The organism is Mycolicibacter sinensis (assembly GCF_001673565.1).
In the GTDB taxonomy this organism is placed as follows: Bacteria; Actinomycetota; Actinomycetes; order Mycobacteriales; family Mycobacteriaceae; genus Mycobacterium; species Mycobacterium sinense_C.
Genome location: NZ_LZMF01000032.1, coordinates 18,109 through 39,149, shown reverse-complemented (window position 1 = coordinate 39,149; position 21,041 = coordinate 18,109). Strand labels below are relative to the sequence as shown.

At 68.7% G+C, this 21,041-nt stretch carries 19 protein-coding genes; 6 read left to right on the top strand and 13 right to left on the bottom strand.

Translation table 11 applies throughout. From position 1 onward, the window contains the following. Positions 1–2: 2 nt before the first annotated feature. Both purQ and purS read right to left on the bottom strand, forming a co-directional pair. Entirely contained in the window at positions 3–677 is a 675-nt protein-coding gene (gene purQ / locus A5648_RS05055; protein WP_065023488.1) for a phosphoribosylformylglycinamidine synthase subunit PurQ, read from the bottom strand. Continuing rightward, positions 674–913, bottom strand: a complete 240-nt coding sequence (gene purS, locus A5648_RS05050) for a phosphoribosylformylglycinamidine synthase subunit PurS (protein ID WP_065023487.1) — start codon at positions 911–913, stop codon at positions 674–676. Before purS ends, purQ begins: the two co-directional genes overlap by 4 nt. Positions 914–995: 82 nt before the next feature. Between purS and A5648_RS05045 the strand changes: the two genes are divergently transcribed. Next, positions 996–1,634, top strand: coding sequence for an MBL fold metallo-hydrolase (locus A5648_RS05045; protein WP_065023486.1), 639 nt, complete (start codon positions 996–998; stop codon positions 1,632–1,634). A 76-nt stretch (positions 1,635–1,710) separates the two neighbouring features. Here A5648_RS05045 and A5648_RS05040 read toward each other — a convergent pair whose 3' ends face one another. The 6 genes from A5648_RS05040 to A5648_RS05015 all read right to left on the bottom strand — a co-directional run bounded on the left by A5648_RS05040 (position 1,711) and on the right by A5648_RS05015 (position 9,055). Continuing rightward, entirely contained in the window at positions 1,711–3,366 is a 1,656-nt protein-coding gene (locus A5648_RS05040) for an FAD-binding dehydrogenase (protein ID WP_065023485.1), read from the bottom strand. Between the two features lie 19 nt (positions 3,367–3,385). Next, complete coding sequence (locus A5648_RS05035) at positions 3,386–4,096, bottom strand: DUF2334 domain-containing protein (RefSeq protein WP_065023484.1); 711 nt, start codon at positions 4,094–4,096, stop codon at positions 3,386–3,388. A 61-nt stretch (positions 4,097–4,157) separates the two neighbouring features. Beyond that, the gene (locus tag A5648_RS05030) at positions 4,158–5,504 is read right to left on the bottom strand and encodes a DUF2254 domain-containing protein (protein WP_065023483.1); all 1,347 of its coding nucleotides are present in this window, start codon (positions 5,502–5,504) and stop codon (positions 4,158–4,160) included. Beyond that, entirely contained in the window at positions 5,504–5,992 is a 489-nt protein-coding gene (locus A5648_RS05025; protein ID WP_065023482.1) for a glutathione peroxidase, read from the bottom strand. The genes A5648_RS05030 and A5648_RS05025 overlap by 1 nt, the downstream gene beginning before the upstream one ends. 40 nt (positions 5,993–6,032) lie before the next feature. After that, positions 6,033–8,162 (bottom strand): S9 family peptidase, encoded by a 2,130-nt coding sequence (locus tag A5648_RS05020; protein ID WP_065023481.1) that lies wholly within the window; start codon positions 8,160–8,162, stop codon positions 6,033–6,035. Beyond that, entirely contained in the window at positions 8,159–9,055 is an 897-nt protein-coding gene (locus tag A5648_RS05015) for a phosphoribosylaminoimidazolesuccinocarboxamide synthase (RefSeq protein WP_065023480.1), read from the bottom strand. Before A5648_RS05015 ends, A5648_RS05020 begins: the two co-directional genes overlap by 4 nt. 41 nt (positions 9,056–9,096) lie before the next feature. On the opposite strand from A5648_RS05015, the gene A5648_RS05010 reads away from it, so the two are divergent. From A5648_RS05010 to A5648_RS05000, 3 genes are read left to right on the top strand one after another with little or no spacing between them, the layout of a single operon-like run. Next, positions 9,097–9,735: a hypothetical protein gene (locus A5648_RS05010; protein ID WP_065023479.1), complete on the top strand. Its 639-nt coding sequence runs from the start codon at positions 9,097–9,099 to the stop codon at positions 9,733–9,735. 9 nt (positions 9,736–9,744) lie between these two features. Continuing rightward, a complete protein-coding gene (locus A5648_RS05005) occupies positions 9,745–10,131 on the top strand; it encodes a DUF6394 family protein (protein ID WP_065023478.1) in 387 nt (128 codons plus the stop codon). Positions 10,132–10,147: 16 nt separating this feature from the next. After that, complete coding sequence (locus tag A5648_RS05000; protein WP_065023477.1) at positions 10,148–11,896, top strand: NAD-binding protein; 1,749 nt, start codon at positions 10,148–10,150, stop codon at positions 11,894–11,896. Here A5648_RS05000 and A5648_RS04995 read toward each other — a convergent pair. The 5 genes from A5648_RS04995 to A5648_RS04975 form a co-directional block, all read right to left on the bottom strand. Further along, positions 11,856–12,848 (bottom strand): tellurite resistance/C4-dicarboxylate transporter family protein, encoded by a 993-nt coding sequence (locus A5648_RS04995; RefSeq protein WP_065023476.1) that lies wholly within the window; start codon positions 12,846–12,848, stop codon positions 11,856–11,858. The two genes, A5648_RS05000 and A5648_RS04995, sit on opposite strands and share 41 nt — an antisense overlap. Before the next feature lie 6 nt (positions 12,849–12,854). Then, positions 12,855–14,273 (bottom strand): adenylosuccinate lyase, encoded by a 1,419-nt coding sequence (gene purB / locus A5648_RS04990; protein ID WP_065023475.1) that lies wholly within the window; start codon positions 14,271–14,273, stop codon positions 12,855–12,857. Positions 14,274–14,303: 30 nt separating this feature from the next. Beyond that, entirely contained in the window at positions 14,304–15,725 is a 1,422-nt protein-coding gene (gene pntB / locus A5648_RS04985; RefSeq protein WP_065023474.1) for a Re/Si-specific NAD(P)(+) transhydrogenase subunit beta, read from the bottom strand. A 34-nt stretch (positions 15,726–15,759) separates the two neighbouring features. Beyond that, positions 15,760–17,283 (bottom strand): Re/Si-specific NAD(P)(+) transhydrogenase subunit alpha, encoded by a 1,524-nt coding sequence (locus A5648_RS04980; protein ID WP_065023473.1) that lies wholly within the window; start codon positions 17,281–17,283, stop codon positions 15,760–15,762. A gap of 118 nt (positions 17,284–17,401) precedes the next feature. Further along, complete coding sequence (locus A5648_RS04975; protein ID WP_065023472.1) at positions 17,402–18,031, bottom strand: TetR/AcrR family transcriptional regulator; 630 nt, start codon at positions 18,029–18,031, stop codon at positions 17,402–17,404. Positions 18,032–18,108: 77 nt separating this feature from the next. Between A5648_RS04975 and A5648_RS04970 the strand changes: the two genes are divergently transcribed. Together A5648_RS04970 and A5648_RS04965 are read left to right on the top strand one after the other, a co-directional pair. Then, positions 18,109–18,945, top strand: a complete 837-nt coding sequence (locus A5648_RS04970; RefSeq protein WP_065023471.1) for an alpha/beta hydrolase-fold protein — start codon at positions 18,109–18,111, stop codon at positions 18,943–18,945. A gap of 264 nt (positions 18,946–19,209) precedes the next feature. After that, complete coding sequence (locus A5648_RS04965) at positions 19,210–21,003, top strand: hypothetical protein (RefSeq protein ID WP_131810526.1); 1,794 nt, start codon at positions 19,210–19,212, stop codon at positions 21,001–21,003. The last annotated feature ends 38 nt before the right edge of the window (positions 21,004–21,041 follow it).

Here is a 21,041-nt window from a genome sequence, read left to right as displayed (position 1 = left end):
GCTCAGGCCGCGAGCACCGCGTCCAGCGCGGAGTAGAACAACCCCAGCCCGTCGTCGCTGGGCCCGGTCAATGCCTCGATGGCGTGCTCGGGGTGCGGCATCAGCCCCACCACCCGGCCGTTGGCCGAACTCACCCCGGCGATGTCGCGCATCGAGCCGTTGAGGTTGTCCAGGTAGCGGAACACCACCCGGCCTTCGCCCTCCAGCTCGTCGAGCACCTGCGGGGAGGCCACATAGCGACCCTCGCCGGACTTCAGCGGCACCAGCAGGTCGGCGTCGGCGTCGAACCGGGAGGTCCAGACCGTCTCGGTGGAGGCCACCCGCAGCCAGACGTCGCGGCAGACGAAGTGCAGACCGGCGTTGCGGGTCAGCGCGCCCGGCAACAACCCGGCCTCGCACAACACTTGGAACCCGTTGCAGATGCCCAGCACCGGCAGACCGCGCCCGGCCGCCGCGACGACCTCGCCCATCACCGGAGCGAACCGGGCGATGGCACCGGCACGCAGGTAGTCGCCGTAGGAGAAACCTCCGGGCACCACGACGGCGTCGACCCCCTTCAGGTCGGCGTCGGCGTGCCACAGGTTGACCGGTTCGGCACCGACGTAGCGGACGGCGCGCACGGCGTCGACGTCATCAAGGGTGCCGGGGAAGGTGATGACACCGACCCGGGCGCTCACGGCGTCTCCCGGCTAACGGTCCAATCCTCGATCACCGTGTTGGCCAGCAGCGTCTCGGCGATCTCGGCGAGCGCGGCGTCGTCGACCGAATCGTCGACCTCGAGCTCGAAGCGCTTGCCCTGCCGCACCTCCGACACGCCGGTGTGCCCGAGCCGGGCAAGCGCGCCGACGATCGCCTGACCCTGCGGGTCGAGAATCTCGGCTTTGGGCATCACGTGCACAACCACCCGGGCCACGCGCGCTCCTACTGTCGACGGGAATCGGTCGGCTCAACAATACCGATGCCCGTTCGCGGCCCCGGAGCGCACAATCGAAGACATGCGATTGACCCACTTCGGCCACTCCTGCCTGCTCGCCGATTTCGTCGACACCACGGTGCTGTTCGATCCGGGCAACTTCTCGCACGGCTTCGAGGGCATCACCGGGCTGTCGGCGATCCTGATCACCCATCAGCACCCTGACCACGTCGACACCGCGCGGCTGCCGGCGCTGCTCGACGCCAATCCGGAAGCCGCGCTCTACGCCGACCCGCAGACCGCCGCCCAGCTGGGGCCGCCATGGCGGCCGGTGCATGTCGGGGATTCCTTCGAGCTCGGCTCGGTGCGGGTGCGCGGGGTCGGCGGGCAGCATGCGGTGATCCATCCGGAGCTCCCGATGATCGACAACATCTCCTACCTCGTCGGTGACGCCGGGCATCCGGCCCGGCTGATGCACCCCGGCGACGCACTGTTCGTGCCGGACGAGCCGGTGGACGTGCTGGCCGCCCCGGCCGCAGCACCGTGGATGAAGATCGCCGAGGCGGTCGACTACCTGCGGGCCGTGGCGCCGCGGGCCGCGGTGCCGATCCACCAGGGCATCATCGCCGACGACGCCCGCGGCATCTACCACGGGCGGCTCGCCGAGATGGGACGCACCGACTTTCAGGTGCTGCCCGCCGAGAGCGCCGTCGCGTTCTAACCGCGAGCAGACGTGAAAGCCCCCATTTTCGGGCGTTTTAGGGAGCATTCACGTCTGCTCGCCGGGAATACCGGCTTTAGGTGATGTCGCCGGCGGCGCCCCGGCCGGCGGCCCGGCCGGAGAAGATGCACCCGCCCAGGAAGGTGCCCTCCAGCGCCCGATAACCGTGCACCCCGCCGCCCCCGAAACCGGCCACCTCACCGGCGGCATACAGCCCGTCGATAGGCTTGCCGTCGGCGCCCAGCACCCGGGAGTCCAGGTCGGTTTCCAAGCCGCCCAACGTCTTCCGGGTCAAGATGTGCAGTTTGACGGCGATCAGCGGGCCGGCGGCCGGATCGGTCAGCCGGTGCGGGGCCACCACCCGGCCCAGCCGGTCCCCCAGGTAGGCCCGGGCGCCGCGGATCGCGGTGATCTGGCCGTCCTTGCTGAACCGGTTAGCCACCTCGCGGTCGCGTGCGGTCACCTCGGCCGCCACCGTCGCATAGTCCAGTGGCAGCACATCGGGCAGGTCGTTCATCCGCGCGACCAGATCGCGCAGCGAATCGGCATGGACGAAATCCACCCCGCGGTCGACGAACGCCTGCACGGGGGGCGGCGGCCCGGACCGAGCCCGAGAGGCGATCAGCTGACGCAGGCTGCGCCCGGTCAGGTCCGGGTTCTGTTCCTGACCCGACAGCGCGAATTCCTTCTCGATGATCTTCGCGTTCAGCACGAACCAGGTGTAATCCTGCCCGGAACGCGCGATGTGCTCCAAGGTGCCCAGGGTGTCGAAGCCGGGATACAGCGGCCCGGGCAGTCGGTTGCCGGCCGCGTCCAGCCATAGCGGCGACGGGCCGGGGATGATCCGGATGCCGTGGCCCGGCCAGATCGGGTCGTAGTTGGTGATGCCCTCGGTGTAGTGCCACATCCGGTCCCGGTTGATCACCCGCCCGCCGGCGGCCTCGGTGATCCCGATCATCCGGCCGTCGACGTGGGCGGGCACCCCGGCCAGCAGCTGCGCCGGGACGCGGCCCATCCGCTCCGGCCAGTTCTGCCGCACCAGCTCGAGGTTGCCGCCGATGCCACCGCTGGTCACCAGCACGGCGGGCGCCCGGAATTCGAACTCCCCCACAGTGTTCCGTGACGACGCCACACCGCGCGCCGCGGACGACGGTTCCAGCACACTGCCCCGCACGCCGGTCACCCGGCCGTCTTCGACGATCAGCTCGTCAACCCGGTGCCGGTGCGCGAAGCGGACTCGCGATCGGCCCCGCAACCGGCTCGCGAAGATCTCGACCAGGGCCGGCCCGGTCCCCCAGCTGATGTGGAACCGGGGCACCGAATTGCCGTGTCCGATCGCGCCGTAACCGCCGCGCTCGGCCCAGCCCACCAGCGGGAAGATCTTCAGCCCGCGCGCGGTCAGCCAGCTGCGTTTCTCCCCGGCGGCGAAGTCGACGTAGGCGTGCGCCCATTGCCGCGGCCAGTGGTCGCACGCGCGGTCGAAGCCGGCGGTGCCCAGCCAATCCTGCAGGGCCAGTTCGTGGCTGTCGCGCACCCCCAGCCGCCGCTGCTCGGGGCTGTCGACGAAGAACAGGCCACCGAAGGACCAGAACGCCTGCCCGCCCAGGTTCGCGCTGTTCTCCTGGTCGACGATCAGCACCCGCTGGCCGCGTTCCACCAGTTCGCAGGCCGCCACCAGGCCGGCCAGACCCGCCCCGACGATGATCGCGTCGGCGTCCGCCTTACCGCTCATGGCGGTCCAGCGTAGCCAGTCAGGCGCTCAGCCCGGAGGCCACATCGGCCGCGAGCGGCCACCGGTAACGCTCCGGGCGGCAGCCGTGGCCCAGCGCCGCGTCCACCGCATCCAGCATGGCCGCTACCACGCCCGGATCGCTCAGCTGCCGAGCGCCCACCGACAGTCGCACCACCCCGCCGCGGCGCGCGATACGCGCACTGGTCGCCACCACCATCCGGCACCACCAGGGCGCGGTCAGAAAACCGGCTCCGATGCCGACCACCCGCGCCCGTACGGTGCGGTCGAGCACCAGATCGGTCACCGTGTGCAGACCGGCTAGCAGACGAAACCCGTTGCGCGGCAACGCCCGCACCGTTCCCGGTGACACCGTCCAGCCGGGCGCGGCGAACAGCCGGGTGCGCAAACCCAGGTGCTCCAGCACGCGGTCGGCCCCCAGCAGCCGCAGGTTGGCCTCGTGGGCGCCCAAGGTGGCGAATTCGCCGCGGCGCTTCTTGGTGGCGGCCTCGTCGAAACCGTGCAGCACGATGGCGGCGCCGCCGGCCCGCCGGTGCACGAGCCAGTCGACGGTGCGCGGGTCGCGGTCCAGCCGGTAGTCCGTCCCCAGCCGCGGTGCCACCAGCAGTGACACCGGCACGGCTCGGGCGTCCAGTTGCGCGCAGAACGACTCGGCGTCGGCGCAGGTCCGTTCGCCGATCCCCGAGACGGAGACGATCAGCTGTCCGGTCATGCCACCAGTGTGGCCGGTGCAGGTGACCGGCCGGTGACATCCAAGCAGACGCCGGCTGGCGTTACAGGCTCAGCCGGCGCCGACGGCTGTGGTTGGCCGGGTCGGTGCTGTTGGCCGCGATCGCCCGCAGTCGCGCCAGGTCGCGCGGATGCAGCTCTGGCGCCTTGGCCAGTGATTCCAGCAGCAGGTCGGCCTGCTCACGCAGTGCCGGAATGTGTTCGATCCGGCCCTGCTCTTCGACGTGGACGACCAGCATCCGTAGCACCCGCAGGATCGTCGCCGCCACCAGTGGCTGAGACGGTGCCACCTGACGGAGCTGATCGAAGCCGTGCGCGATGTACTCCTTGGCGTTGAGGCCCCACGGCCGCAGCAGGATCCGGCCCTCCGAGCCGGCCACCGCCACCAGCGGCAACGGCACCACCAGCAGGCGGCGCAACAGGCTGCCGACCCGCAGCGTGGCCTCGACCGCGGTGGTGGGGTCGTTGATCGCCGAGCTCAGCGCGCGCAGCCCGATGTCGACGAGCTGGCGGAACGCGAAGTCGATGTCCTCCTGCATGGTGCGGCTGTCGCTGACGGCGATCGCCCGGGTCAGCTTCTGCCGCACCCGGTCCGGGTGCGACGGCGGCGGCCAGATCGTGACCAGTGGCTGGCCCAGGTGGATGTAGGCCCCGACCCGGGTGTCCAACCGGATCTTGGTGTTCGGCGGGATGGCGGCCAACAACCGGCGGGTGTCGACCCGGCTGATCCAGCCGTTGCCGGGCGAGGTCAGCCGCAGCACGTCCGCCGGAGCGTCCATGTCGGTTTCGGGGGCCGGCTGCTCGTCGGCCGCGGCGGCCACCACGGTGTCGATCACCATCGAGCCCTCCGCGGCGATCTCCCGCACCACCTGACCGACCTCCAGGCGATGGGCCAGGTGATCGACGTGGGCGATGATGGTGATCACGGTGACGATCGTCAGCACCACGGCGACGGTCACCGTCAGCGGCGGCGCGGGCACCGGACGGGATCCGTCCAGATCCGGCAGGCTCAGCACGCAGTACACGAAGGTCGCGACCAGCAGGCCGATCACGACCTGGCTGAGCCGGTCCCGGATGAACCAGCGCATCACCCGCGGCGACAGCTGGGAGCTCGCCAGCTGCAGACTCACGATGGTCAGCGAGAAGATGACCCCCGCGGTGGTGATCGTCGCGCCGGCGATCGTGGACAGCAGCGTGGTGGCCACCCCGCTGTCCATCTTCAGCAGGAAACGCGGCGACGGCCCGATACGACGGTCCGCCGCACGGCTGAGAACGGCCAACAGCATGCCGCCGAACACGATCACCAGCGGCAGCAGAAAAAGGCTCTCCCGGAACCGATAAGCCAGCGCCAACGCCCGAACACTCGGGAAGCGCTCCGAGCGGGTGCGCATCACTTCGGCAGGACGGCCTCGATGGCGGTAATCACCTCGGGCGCGTCCGGCACCGTGGTGGGCCGGAACCGGTTGACCACTGTCGCCCCGGGGGCGAGCAGAAACTTCTCGAAGTTCCATTGCACGTCACCGGCAGCCCCCTCGGCGTCGGCGGTCTTGGTCAGCTCCGCGTAGAGCGGGTGGCGGCCATCGCCGTTGACGTCGGTCTTGGCCAGCAGCGGAAACGTCACCCCGTAGGTGGTGGAGCAGAAGCTCCGGATCTCCTCGGGGGTTCCGGGCTCCTGGCCCATGAACTGATTGCAGGGCACGCCGAGCACGGTCAGCCCGCGGTCGGCGTAGTCCTGGGCCAGCTTCTCCAGGGCGCTGTACTGCGGGGTGAGCCCGCATTTGGAGGCGACGTTGACGACCAGAACCGCGCGGTCGGCGTAGTCCGCCAGCGAGGTGGACTGGCCATCGAGGGTGGTCAGCGGGATATCAGCAAGGCTCATGGCCGCGAGGGTACCCGGTGGCGGTGCCAGGGGCGCCCGGTCAGTGTTTCCCGGGAACCTCGCAGCGGGCCGTCGCCAGCAGCCAGGCGTATTGGAACGCGATCTCCTTCCAGCGTTCGTAACGCCCGGAGATGCCGCCGTGGCCGGCGTTCATCTGGGTTTTCAGCAAGACCTGGTTGGCGTCGGTCTTGGTGTGCCGTAGCGCCGCAACCCACTTCGCCGGCTCGACGTAATACACCCGGGTGTCGTGCAGTGACGTCATCGCTAGGATCGGCGGGTATTCGCGACGGGTGATGTTCTCGTAGGGCGAGTAGGACTTCATGTAGAAGTAAACGTCCTTGTCGTCCAACGGGTTTCCCCACTCGTCCCACTCGGTGACAGTCAGCGGCAGCGACGGGTCCAAGATGGTGGTCAGCGGGTCGACGAACGGGACCTGCGCCACCACGCCGGCGAACAGCTCCGGTGCCAGGTTGGTCACCGCGCCCATCAACAGCCCGCCCGCGCTGCCGCCCATCGCCACCAGCTGCCCCGGCCGGCAAATCTCGGCCTCGATCAGGTGGCGGCCCACGGCGACGAAGTCGGTGAAGCTGTTCTTCTTCTGCAGCAGCTTGCCGTGCTCGTACCACAGCCGGCCCAGTTCGCCGCCGCCGCGCACGTGCGCGACGGCGAACACCATGCCGCGGTCCAGCAGGGACAGCCGGGCGATCGAGAACTGCGGGTCCTCACACATCTCGTAGGCGCCGTAACCGTAAAGCAGTGTCGGAGCCGGTAATGCGATCCCGGCCCGGTGCACGACCGACACCGGGACGCGGGTGCCGTCCTCGGCGTAGGCCCAGTCGCGGTACTCGACGTAGTCCTCGCGGCGGTAGTCGCCGAGCACCGGCTGCTCACGCAGCAGGGTGCGTTCGCCGGTCGCGAGGTCGATGTCGTAGATGCGTACCGGGGTGATGAACGACGTCGCGCCCACCCGCAGTCGCGGGCAGTCCCAGTTGGGGTTGGCCGCCAGGCCCGCGGAGGTCAACTCGGTGTCGAAGGTGATCTCCTGCGGCGCTAGGTAGTCGCCGTCGCTGCCGATCGGCCACAGTTGCAGGCGCGGCAACCCGTCGGCTCGGTAGCCGACGACGAGGTGGTGCGCGAAGGCGTCCACCCCATCGAGCCGCACGTCATCACGTCCGGCGATCAGGGTCTGCTGCGCGGTCGGATCACCTACCGGAGCCTGCACCAGGGTGAAGTTGACCGCGCCATCGTTGTGCAGCACCAAGAATCGGTCTTCGCCGCCGACGATCGCATGCTCCACCGAGTACTCGACGCCTTCCCGGCGGGGCAGCACCACGGTGAAGTGCGCCTGCGGGTCGGCCGCGTCGGCGTAGCGGACCTCGGAGGTGATCGACGACCCGGCCGCGATCAGCACATAGGCGTCGCTGCGGGTGCGGCCCACCGACAGCCAGAACCGCTCGTCGCCCTCGTGGTACACCTGCTCGGCGGGCCGGTCCGCGCCGATCCGGTAGCGCCACACGGTGTCCGGGCGCCAGGCCGCATCCACGGTGACGTAGTAGACGGTGCGGTTATCGGTCGCCCAGGTCACCCCGGCGCCGATTCCGGTGATTTCGTCGGGGAACAGCTCGCCGGTGGATAAATCTTTGAATCGCAGCGTGTAGCGCTCGTCACCGACGACGTCGACGGAGTAGGCCAGGATATTGCCGTCTGGGCTGACCGCGGCGGCGCCGAGCGCGAAGAAGTCGTGGCCCTGCGCCTCGGCGTTCTGGTCCAGCAGCACCTGTTCGCCGGGGATCGCGGTGGCCTCATCGAGTTGGGGCGGGTCCCAGTCGTCGGAAGAGCCGATGGGACAGCGGCATTGAACGCCGTACTGTTTCCCCTCGTAGGTGCGCCCGTAGTACCACCAGTCGCCGCGCCGCGCGGGCACCGACAGGTCGGTTTCTTTGGTGCGGGCTTTGATCTCGTCGAAGATGTTCTGCCGCAACGGTTCCAGGTGTTCCGTGGCGGCGTCGGTGTAGGCGTTCTCGGCCTCCAGGTGGGCGAGCACCGCGGGGTCGGACTTGTCCCGCAGCCATTCATAGGGGTCGACGAAGACGTCCCGGTGGTGGACGCGGGTTGTTTCCGCCCGCTTGGCCGAAGGGGGATCCGGCAGCGGGTGTGCGACGTCGGTCATGCGGCGGGGCCGACCCAGTCATTGAAGGACAGGCCGGAAATCCGTTCGTAGGCTTCGATGTAACGGGCACGGGTCGCGGCGATGATGTCATCCGGCAGCGCCGGGGGCGGCTGGGTGCCGGCGCGGTCCCAGCCGGATTCCGGGCCGGTGAGCCAGTTGCGCACGAACTGCTTGTCGAAGCTTTGCTGCACTTCCCCGGCCTGATAGTGATCGGCCGGCCAGTACCGCGACGAGTCGGGGGTGAACACCTCGTCGGCGAGCACCAGATTGTCGTGTTCATCGACACCGAACTCGAACTTGGTATCGGCGATGATGATCCCCTTGGTCAGGGCGTGGCCGGCCGCCTGCACATAGGTTTCCAGGGTGCGGTCGCGCAGCTGGCCGGCCCGCACCGGGCCCACCAGGTCGATCACCTGCGCGAACGAGATGTTCTCGTCGTGTTCACCGATCTCGGCCTTGGTGGCCGGGGTGAACAGCGGATTGGCGAACCTGCTGGCCTCCACCAGACCCGGCGGCAGCGCGATGCCGCAGACCGAGCCGCTGTCCTGGTAGTCGAGCAGGCCCGAGCCGGTCAGGTAGCCGCGTGCCACGCACTCGATCGGCATCATCTGCAGCTGGCGCACCACCAGTGCCCGGCCCAGCACCTCCTCGGGGATGCGCGGGTCGTCGGGCGGGCCGGCCAGGTGGTTGGGGACCTTGACGAGGTCGAAGAAGAAGACGCTCATCGCGGTCAGGATCCGGCCCTTGTCCGGGATCTGACTGTCCAGGATGTAGTCGAACGCCGAGATCCGGTCGGTGGCGACGAACAACAGGTGCTTGTCGTCGATCCGATACAGTTCGCGGACTTTGCCGCTGGCCAGGTGCTGATAATCGGAGAGCGCGGGACGCGACATTGGGCCAGCTTAGCGGCCAGCATTGTGCTGGGATCGGATCCATGACTTCACGGCTGCTGCCCTACGCCACCTCCCCCGGCCGCCTGCTGGCCCAACTGTTCAGCGACGCCGTCGTCGCCGTGTGGACCTTCCTGTGGGTGCTGGTCGCCCTCGCCGTGCACGGTGCGGTGGCCGCCATCGCCGGGGTCGGGCGGCAGTTCGAGCACGGCGCCAATGGCGTGGCCGAGAGTCTGACCTCGGCCGGGGACAGCGCGCATCGCATCCCGCTGGTGGGCGATGCGGTGAGCAAGCCGCTGACCGCAGCCGGTGAGGCGGCCGTCGACATCGCCGGCGCCGGCCACGACCTGAACACCACCGCCGGTTGGCTGGCCTACCTGCTGGCGATCGCGGTGGCGGCGCCGCCGGTGCTGGCAGTGGCGATGCCCTGGCTGGCGCTGCGACTGCGGTTCTTTCTGCGCAAGCGGGCGGTGCTGGCGCTGGCCGCGGCCCCGGCCGGTCAGCAGCTGATGGCGCTGCGGGCACTGACCAACCAGCCGCTGCGCAGGCTGGCCATCGCCGGCAGCGACCCGGTCGGCGCGTGGCGGAACAATGATCCCCTCGTCATCAGCCGGCTGGCGGGTCTCGAACTCCGGTCTGCCGGACTGGCGCGACGCCACCAACCGGCCGCCACCGGCGGCTAGGCTGCCGGTGTGAACCTCGAGAAGGTGGTTTTCGGTTTCTTTGTGCTGCTGGCGGCGACATTGAACTTCGGCTTCTTCGTCGGTGACATCGGCGATCCGGTCATTCACAATCCGTGGGAGCTGTTCCTGGCGCTCATCGTGGCGCTGATCACCACCGTCCTGAAGTTCGGCGACCGCACCCAACTGGGTGCGGTCCACCTGTCCACCAGCCTGGTCGCGCTGCTCCAACTCGCCGCCGCGGCAGCAATGTGGGTCTATTACACCCACGTCTCGACCTTCGGACTGGACCGGCACGCGACGGCGAGCGTGGTGTCCCTGTCGGGCGGAGCGCTGCTGGCCAACATCGTTTCGGTAACCCTGCTCGTGGTCGAAACCGCGTCATTCCGGCGCCGCTAACCAGCCTCGACAGCCGATGCCGAATTCGCTGCACCTGTTCTCGTTCTGGAACCGCCGGCGGTCGCGGCAGAAACTCAAGCCGGTCCGGGTACCGACGACGGTGCCGACCAGCGACGTCATCTTCTTGTTCATGCGGCGAATGCGTGCGCCGTTCATCGTCGTGATCACCACATTCAGCATCTGCAGCACCGGACTGATGCTGATGCCCGGCGTCGATGCGCAGGGAAATCCCTACCGGCTCACCGTGTTCGACGCGTTCTACCAGATGACGATCACCTTGACCACGGTCGGCTACAGCGAGGTGCCGCACGCGTTCAGTTACCCGCAGCGCATGTGGCTGTCGATGTCGATCTACCTGGTCGTGATCAGCTGGGCCTATGCCATCGGCGTCTTCTTCGCCCTGGTCAACGACGCTGCCTTCCAGGACGCACTCGCCGCGCAGCGTTTCCGCCGGCAAGTCCGCCGGCTGGTCGAGCCGTTCGTCATCGTGGCCGGCTACGGTCAGGCCGGCCGGGCCGTCGGCGCCGAACTCGACGAGCACGGGCACCGGTTCGTCGTCATCGACAAGCAGGAGTCCCGGGTCCAGTCGGTGGTCGCCGAGCAACTCAGTTTCGACGTTCCCGCCGTCGAAGGCGACTGCGCCGTTCCGGCGATGCTCGGCATGGCCGGCCTCGCCCATCGCGACTGCGAGGGCGTGCTCGCCCTGACCGACGACGACGCCACCAATCTGGCGGTGGTGATGACCGTTGCGCTGCTGCGGCCGGAGGTGCCGGTGTTCGCCCGCTGCACCGACGGCCACATCCAGGCCCAGATCGAGCATTTCTCACCGGCGGCGGTCATCAACGCCGACGACAGATTCGGCGAGTACCTCGCCCTGTCGATCCACCGCCCGATCAATCATCAGTTGTTGCGCTGGTTGATGGACAACGATGAGGACGAGATGCCGACGCTGCGCCGGGGTCTGGCCGACGGCAGATGGGTGGTGTCCGCGGGCACCGGATTCGGCCGGGATGTGGCCGCCGACCTCATCGCCAGTGGCCTGTCCGTCGAGCTCGTCAACCCGGCCGACGGTGCACCCGACATCTCCGGCGCGGTCGGGTTCATCGCCGGGACCCGCAACGACACCACCAACATCGCCCTGGCCGAGCAGGCTCGGTTGGCCAACCCCGATGTCTACCTGGTGGTCCGGCAGCAGCGAAACACCAAAAAGGCTCTGCTGGAGGCGCTACAGATCGACGAGGTGTACATCGCCACCGAGCTCATCGCCCGCGAGACGCTCGCCCGGATCCTCACGCCGGTGTTCTGGAGCTTCGTGGAGCATGCGTTCGGCCGTGACGAGCAGTGGGCCGCCGCGGTGCGCGACCGCCTGAAGGAGCGCTGCGGCCGGCGCACCCCCAGCCGCGATGTCATCACGTTGACCGACGAGCACGCTCCGGCCATCACCGACTGGTTGCGGCGCGGGATGACCTTGACCGTGGCGGATCTCCTGCGGCGGCCCGACGATCGCGAGACCAGCTTGCCGCTGGCGGCGCTGGTGCTGGTCCATGGCGGCGAACACACTTTTATGCCGCCCGACGAGACCGCCCTGGCCGTCGGCGATCAGGTGTTGCTGGTCGGAAAGCGAGATGGTCTGTCGCAGGTACAGGCGATCTGCCACGATCCGACGACGGTGGAGTACCTCTGCACCGGCCGCGACGTTCCGCTGACCTGGTTGTGGGCTTGGCTCACCGCTCGGCGCCGCCGCGCCGGCGCGCCTCGGGCGTGACCACCCGCAATCGCAGCAATCCGGCGACCGCCACAATCACCCAGGCCGTCAACGCATTCCAGAAGACCACCAGCGACACCGTCTGCAAGGCCGGTGTCCGGAGTTCGGCGGCGATGGCCGCGGTGGCCACCGAGTACATCCCCAGCGGAAAGACCAGCGCCCACCACGCCCCGGTGAGTTGCAGCACCGCGGGCCGCCGGTTGACCCGGTGCAGCACGAAGTAGACCAGCGGCGGGATCCACGCACTGGCCAGCACCCACGTCACGATCGTGACGACCCGCACCGGGCCGGCCAGCCACGCCACCGCCCCGGAGTAGATGGTGTGCCCGGCCAGGGTGGCGATCGCCAACGCCCCCATCAGGATCCAGTCGTCCGGTGCGAAGCCATCGCGGTCCTTGCGTTCTTGGGCGGTGCGCCACAGGATCAGCCAGGTCATCACGAGGTAGACCACGATCGCCAGCAGCCAGATCAGCACCGCCGCAGGCGCCCAGCCGCGATCACCGGTGTGCCGGGCGACCCGCGCGGCGAGGATCGCCAAACCCGACGTGCCGACACTGGCCAGTTCCCAGGCGCCATGGGCACGAGCTCGCAGCTCCCCCAAGCCACGGGACGCCATGTTGCGGCAGGTCAGGACCGCCAGCGCCAGCCATGCCATCAGGGCCACGGCCCCCAGTACACGCACCGCCACCGGATGGGCGACCACACGAGAATCCAGCACCGCGCACGCGGCGACGAAGGTGAACAACCGCAGTGTCACGTCCGGGTCGCGAAGATCCCAGCGGGGCAAGGCGCGCACGGCGGCCACCGTCAGCACCACCAGCACGACGGTGGCCAGCACTCCCAAAGTGTCTGAGAGCCAGCGGTAGTGGTGGTCGCGAGCGGCGATCGACAGGATGCCGGTGGCCATCACCACCGCGAAGGCGTCCGGTGCCGGCCACCGCGTCACGCCCATGCGCGGTTAGAGAATCGCGCCTGGGACGTAGCCGGCCGCCGACGGATACCGCTCGACCAGCGCGGTGACCTCCGCCATCACCTGGTCGACCTGGTCGGCGGCCGCGCCGGTGAAGGCCTGCCGTTCGGCGATGGCCGCCTCCAGGGCGGCCCGGTCCAGCGGCAGCCGGTCGTCGGCGGCCAGCCGGTCCAGCAGGTCGGGTTCGGCACCGCGTTCGCGCATCGCCAGGGCGACGGCCACCGCGTGCTCCTTGATGACCTCGTGGGCGGCTTCTCGGCCCATCCCGGCGCGCACCGCGGCGATCAGCACCTTGGTGGTGGCCAAAAACGGCAGGTAGCGGTCCAGTTCGCGGGTGATCACCGCCGGGTAGGCGCCGAATTCGTCGAGCACGGTCAGAAACGTCTCGGTCTGTCCGTCGACGGCGAAGAACGCATCGGGCAGCGCGACACGGCGCACCACCGAGCAGAACACGTCGCCCTCGTTCCACTGGGCTCCGGCCAGCTCGGCGGCCATCGACGCGTAGCCGCGCAGCACCACCTGCAGGCCGTTGACCCGTTCGCAGCTGCGGGTGTTCATCTTGTGCGGCATCGCCGAGGAGCCGACCTGCCCGGGAGCGAAGCCCTCGGTGACCAGTTCGTGGCCGGCCATCAGGCGGATGGTGTGGGCCAGTGACGACGCTCCGGCCCCGAGCTGCACCAGTGCCGAGAGCACGTCGTGGTCCAGTGAGCGCGGGTAGACCTGCCCGACGCTGGTCAAAACCGTTGAGAAACCAAGGAAGTCGGCGACCCGGCGTTCCAGCTCGGCGAGTTTGACGGTGTCGCCGTCGAACAGATCCAGCATGTCCTGGGCGGTGCCCATCGGGCCCTTGATGCCACGCAGCGGGTAGCGGGCGATCAGCTCTTCCAGCCGCTGCAACGCGATTAGCGTCTCCTGGGCGGCCGAGGCGAACCGCTTGCCCAGCGTGGTGGCCTGGGCGGCGACGTTGTGGCTGCGCCCGGCCATCACCAGCTCACGGTTGGCCTCCGCGTGCAGAGCCAGCCGGATCGCGACTGCCACTCCGTGTCGGTGCACCAGCCTCAGGGACTGCAGGATCTGCATCTGCTCGACGTTCTCGGTCAGATCCCGGCTGGTCATGCCCTTGTGGATGTGCTCGTGGCCGGCCAGCGCATTGAATTCCTCGATGCGGGCCTTGACGTCGTGGCGGGTCACCCGTTCCCGGTCGGCGATCGATGCCAGGTCGACATCCTCCAGCACCCGCTCGTAGTCGGCGATCGCCTGCTCGGGCACCTGCACACCCAGTTCGGACTGGGCACGCAGCACAGCCAGCCATAGCCGGCGTTCGGCGACGATCTTGGCCTCGGGCGACCAGATGTCGGTCATCGCGGTGCTGGCGTAGCGGGTTGCCAGCACATTTGGGATGCTCACGAGCAGCTACCCTATCGCGATCGCCGTGCCCTACAGCGCGTGCAGGATGTCCTCGACCCGGTCCTTGGCGTCGCCGAACAGCATCGCGGAGTTCTGCCGGAAGAACAGCGGGTTCTGCACGCCGGCGTAGCCGGATGCCATGGAGCGCTTGAAGACGATCACGTTGTCGGCCTCCCACACGGTCAGCACCGGCATGCCCGCGATCGGGCTCGACGGGTCTTCGGCGGCGGCCGGGTTGACGGTGTCGTTGGCGCCGATCACCAGCACGACCGAGGTGTCATCGAAGTCCTCGTTGATCTCGTCCATCTCCAGGACGATGTCGTAGGGCACTTTGGCCTCGGCGAGCAGCACGTTCATGTGCCCCGGGAGCCGGCCGGCCACCGGGTGGATGCCGAACCGCACGTTGACGCCGCGCTCCCGCAGCTTGCGGGTCAGGTCGGCGACCCCGTACTGGGCCTGCGCCACGGCCATGCCGTAGCCCGGGGTGATGATCACCGAGTCCGCGCTGCCCAGCAGCTCGGCCACCCCTTCGGCGGTGATCTCGCGGTGCTCGCCGTAGTCCTTGTCGTCGGACGGGCCGGCCTCGATCCCGAAGCCGCCCGCGATCACCGAGATGAACGACCGGTTCATCGCCTTGCACATGATGTAGGACAGGTAGGCACCCGAGGAGCCGACCAGCGCGCCGGTGATGATCAGCAGGTCGTTGGAGAGCAGGAAGCCCGACGCCGCCGCGGCCCAGCCGGAGTAGCTGTTGAGCATCGAGACCACGACCGGCATGTCGCCGCCGCCGATCGAGGCCACCAGGTGCCAGCCGAGCGCCAGCGCCAGCACGGTCACCGCCACCAGCAACCACAGGTTGGGTTCGATGCAGAACCACACCGTCAGCGCCGCGAACGCCAGCAACGCGCCGATATTGAGGAAGTTCTTGCCCGGCAGCATCAGCGGCGCCGACTTCATCCGCGCCGACAGCTTGAGGTTGGCCACGATCGAACCGGTGAAGGTGACCGCACCGATGAACACCCCGATGAACACCTCGGCGGAGTGGATGCCGAACATCCCCTCGGCGGCCATCTTCACGGCCTCCTCGCCGTGCGGGTGCGCCTCGACGTGCAGGTAGCCGTTCCAGCCGACCAACACGGCGGCCAACCCGACGAACGAGTGCAGCAGCGCGATCAGCTCGGGCATGCCGGTCATCTCGACCACCTTGGCGCGCCACAGCCCGATCGCGGCACCCACCACGGTGGCCCCGATCAGCAGGCCCAGGCCGAGCGTTCCGATGCCATGGTGGACGGCCAGCGTGATCGTCGCCGCCAGCGCCACCGCCATGCCGACGATGCCGAAGTTGTTGCCGGCCTTGGACGTCTCATGCTTGCTCAGGCCGGCCAGCGCCAGGATGAACAACAGGGCCGCGACGATGTATGCCGCCGAGGCGGCGGTCTGCACAGAGAACATTGCGGGGTCTACTCCAACTTGTCTTGGGCAGGCTCTAGCTGCGGGAGAACATGGCCAGCATGCGGCGGGTCACCGCGAAGCCACCGAAGATGTTGATGCTGGCCAACAGGATCGCCGCCGTCGCCAGCGCGGTGATCGCCGGGTCGCCGTGGCCGACCTGCAGCAGCGCACCGACCACGATGATCCCTGAGATCGCATTGGTCACCGACATCAGCGGCGTGTGCAGCGCGTGGTGCACGTGTCCGATCACGTAGTAGCCGATCACGATCGCCAGCGCGAATACCGTCAGGTGGACCTGCAGCGCGGCCGGCGCCAGCGCGACCAGCACGAACAGCACCGCCGCGGCGGAGACCACCAGTCCCAGCCGTCGCCCGGCCGTCATCGGCGCCTTCGCCGCCGGCGCGGCCACCGGCGCTTCGGCCGCCTTGGCCGGAGCGGCCGAGACCTGCACCGGCGGCGGCGGCCAGGTCGACTCGCCGTCGCGCACCACGGTCATCGACCGCTGCACCACGTCGTCGAAGTTCAGCACCAGCTGGCCGTCCTTCTCCGGCGTCATCAACTTCATCAGGTTGACCAGGTTGGTGCCGTAGAGCTGAGAGGCCTGCGCGGGCAGCCGACCGGCGAGGTCGGTGTAGCCGATGATCGTCACTCCGTTGTCGGTGACGACGGCCTGGTCCTTGACGGTGCCCTCGACGTTGCCGCCGTTGGCCGCGGCCATGTCCACGATCACGCTGCCTGGTTTCATCGACGCCACCATGTCGGCGGTGATGATCCGCGGCGCGGGCTTACCGGGGATGAGCGCGGTGGTGATGATGATGTCGACGTCTTTGCACTGCTCGGCATAGAGCGCGGCCTCGCGCTGCTTGTACTCGTCGCCCATCTCTTTGGCGTAGCCGGTCGCCGAGACCTCGGCTTCGGGGTCTTCGATCGACAGGTATTCGCCGCCCAGGGACTTGACCTGATCGGCGACCTCGGGCCGCGGATCGGTGGCGCGCACGATCGCACCCAGGCTGCCGGCGGCACCGATCGCGGCCAGCCCGGCCACCCCGGCACCGACCACCAGCACCTTGGCCGGCGGCACCTTTCCGGCGGCGGTGACCTGGCCGGTGAAGAAGCGCCCGAACACGTGCGCGGCCTCCACCACGGCGCGGTAGCCGGCGATGTTGGCCATCGAGCTCAACACGTCCAGCGACTGCGCCCGCGAGATGCGCGGCACCGCGTCCATCGACAGCGCCGTGATCGGCCGGCGGGCCAGATCCTGCACCCGGTCGGGGTTCAGCGCCGGCGCCAGCAGGCTGACCAGTGTGGCGCCTGGCTTCATCGCGTCCAGCTGTTCGGTCGAGGGGGCGTTGACCCCGAAGACGATGTCGGCGGCGCGGGCGTCCCCGATGGTCGCGCCGGCTTCGACATAGGCCTCGTCGGGGAAATCCGATGCGGCGCCGGCGCCGGCGTCCACCACTACGTCGTAGCCGAGTTTGGTCAGTTGAGCGACCGTCGCCGGCGTCGCCGACACACGCGTCTCACCGGCCTGCGCCTCGGATAGGACACCGATAATCATGACGTAGCTCTCCGCATTCGCTTCTCGTAGGCGTTTCTGGGCGTCTGGGCACCCCCCGGTTACCCGCCAGTAGCAAAGTAGCGACAAAGGGGTCGAGGCAGCATACCGTGTGCGGTTCTCAGGCTGACACGGCGCGTTGGTCCAGCGGCGCGAGCAGGTCGATGACGTCGATCAGCGCCGCCCGGGCAACGATCCGCGGCCCCTGCCGGTCATCGACCAGGGCCGCCATCACCGCTCCGTCGACCATGCAGACCAGGGCATGCGCCATCTCGACCCGGGCGATCCGCCCGGAACGTTCGACGGCTTCGGCGACGGCGTCGGACCGTTGGTGCAGGATGCGACGCTGGATCTCGCGCAGGGCGGGCTGGCGGGCGCAGACGATGGACCGCTCATAGCGCGAGATGAGCTGCTCGGTGGCGTGGAGGCCGTTCTCCGGGTTCTCTTGCGACCCCACCAACAGGTCCACCAGCATCTCCGCGATGGTCTCGGCGCTACGGCGCCGGCGGGACAGCCCGGCGATGCGGGCGCGCAGCTGGGCGACCTCCAACATCCCGATGTGCTCCACCGCGCTGGCGATCAGGTCGTCCAGCGAAGAGAAGTAGTAGGTGGTGGACGCCAGCGGCAGGCCGGCGCGCTGGGCCACCGCTCGATGCCGCACCGCTTCGAACCCGCCCTCACGCAACAGCTCGGCGGCAGCGCTGATCAGCGCATACCGTCGGCGTTCGCCCTTGGGCGTGACCGCTGTCATCACGCCTAGAGATGCTGCCAGCACAGCTATCGCCGCATCATGGGTTTCGTCTTTTCGGCCGGACAGCGGGGGCTGGCATGATGACCGCCATGCCGGAGATGAGCCGACGGGCGGTGCTGCGTCTCGGGGCGGCAGCGGGTGCTTTCTCTTCCTGGGGCGCGGGTGCGCTGCTCGGCGCTCGGCCCGCGGTGGCGACCCCGACGCTTCCGACCATGACGACGGGCTCGTTCGCTTCGGCGGCGCGCGGTGGGGTCACCACCAACTGGGCGATCGCCCGGCCGCCGGGGCAGACCGAGCCACTGCGCCCGCTGATCGCGCTGCACGGCAAAGGTAGTGACGCCGCAACGGTGATGGCCGGCGGAGTGGAGCAGGGCCTGGCCGAAGCGGTCGCCGCCGGGCTACCGCCGTTCGCGGTGGTGGCCGTCGACGGCGGCGGCAGCTACTGGCACCGGCGCGCCTCCGGAGAGGACTCCGGTGCGATGGTGACCGACGAGTTGCTGCCGCTGCTCGCCGAGCAGGGGCTGGACACCTCCCGGGTGGGGTTCATCGGCTGGTCGATGGGCGGTTACGGCGCGCTGTTGCTCGGGGGCCGGCTCGGTGCGCGCCGCACGGCGGCGATCTGCGCGGTCAGCCCCGCGCTGTGGCTGTCACCCGGGGCCACCGCGCCCGGGGCGTTCGACGGCGCGACCGACTTCGCCGCCAACTCGGTCTTCGGGATGCCGGCCTTGGCGTCGATCCCGATCCGGGTGGACTGCGGAAACGCCGATCCGTTCTATTCGGCGACCCAGGCCTTCATCGCCCAGCTGCCCAATCCCCCTGCAGGCGGATTTTCCCCCGGAGGGCACGATGGATCATTTTGGAGTTCCCAACTTCCGGCTGAGTTGACTTGGATCGCCCCGCTGCTGACGGTCTGAAGTCACAGCCACGGACTTTTCTTAATTCTCAGTAATCCCGGTCGCGCTCCCCGTCCGTTGTTCCGTAGATCGGACTCGACGCGCCGAGAATTCGTCGAACGGTCTTCTTCCTCGGCCAATACTTCCAGGAGTTTGGAACAATTGACCCTGTTTACGTTGCCGCAAATTCTTGTGTGACGAAGAACACCCCGGTAAATTCAACAGCCTACTCATAAGTAACTCCCCTGTTTTCTGAGCCCGACGCGAACAGATTGGAAGACTGTGATGACGAATCGACGGATGCGGGCGGCCGCTGTTGCCGCCACCGCGGGTGGCGGACTCCTGACTGCGGCATTTCTGCAAGCCGCGGTCGCTGCCGCCGCGCCCGGCGAAGACGCCTTCACCATCGACGGCACCACCTTCGACCCGATATTGAAGGCCGGCGGCCAGGGCTTCGACCTCGTAGGACCGCTGAACCTGGCTCCGCCGCTGCTGGGCCTCGGCGGCGGGACGGTAGCCCTTGGTAGCAACAGCTTGGACCTCGCCCCGCAGAGCTTCGACCTCTACAACGGCACCACGTCGCTCGGCAGCATCAGCACCAACGAAACCGTCTCAACCCTGCTCGGCCTGCACAACACCGCGTTCACCGTCATGAGCAGCACCGTCGCCGACGGCGTCGACCCCTCGAAGCTGCCGGTGGCCGGAACCGTCTACGACGTGCTCAACCTGGGCGGCGGCTTCTACAACGTCTACGTCGCCACCCCGGGGGAGCACGGCACCGTCACCGACACCCTGGTGACGCCCTTCGGCAACACCGACCTGAGCGCGCTGTTCGCCGGCATGAACGCCGCCAACCCCCTGCAGCCCGGCGACGCCTTCGCCGCGCTGCAAGCCGGCGACAGCAGCATCGGCGACGACGCCTTCTCCATCGGCGGCTTCACCTTCAACCCGTTCAGCACCGCTGAGGACGGCACCGTGACCGACGGCTTCACCCCCGTCAGCTCGCTCGCCGCCATTCCACCGCTGTTGAACCTCGGCGGCGGCCAACTGGTCATCAGCTCGGCGTTTCCCAACGTGCAGCCCACCCCGTTCGCTCCCCAGGACTTCGCCGTCTACAGCGGAACCGGGTCGAGTGCCACCGAGATCGGCACCGCCCACACCGCGGTGGACGTGACGAACCTGTTGGGGATGACCAACACACAGTTCATCGTCCAAAGCGTCACCGCGGCCGACGGCGTGGAGGCCTCGCAGCTGCCGGCCCTGGGATCGGTCTACGACGCGTTCAACCTCGGCGGCGGCTGGGCGAACATCTACATCGCCACCCCGGACGTCGTCGCCGAAGACGGCACCGTCACCAGCGGCACCGTTCACGACACCCTGGTGACACCGTTCGGCAACATGAGCCTGGACGCACTGTTCGCCGGCTTCAACGCCGCCAACCCGCTCGACCCGGGCGACGCCTTCACCGGTCTGCAAGTGGGCGACAGCGCCTACGGCGAGGACGCCTTCAGCCTCGGCGGTTACGTCTTCGACCCGTTCACCGGGACCGGCGACAATATGGCCGACGGCTTCCGCGCCATTCCCGCGCTGTTCGGCGCCGCGCCGCTGCTGAGCCTCGGCGGCGCCACCGTCGCTATCGGTGCCGGGGTGAACCCGATCAACTTTGCGCCGCAAGACTTCACCATCTATGGCGGGACCGACGACGCCGACCTCGGAACCATCAAGGCCAGTGTGAATGTGGCGAACCTGCTGGGCATGGCCAACACCGAGTTCACCGTCCAAAGCATCACGCCCGCCGACGGTGTGGAGGACGCGTTGCTGCCGGTGAAGGGAACGGTCTACGACGTCCTGAACTTCGGCGGTGGCTGGCAGAACATCTACATCGCCACCCCCGGCGAGGATGGCACCATCACCGACACCCTGGTCACCCCGTTCGGCAACATCGACCTGAGCTCGCTGTTCGGCATCTTCAACGCCGCCAACCCGCTCGACCCGGGCGACGCCTTCACCGGTCTCGACGACGCAATGTCAACGGCCGCAGGCAGCTTCGACCTCTTCGACCCGAGCAGCTGGTTCTGACGTTCGGTCCCCGTTAACAGAGTGAAAGGTGTGTGTCG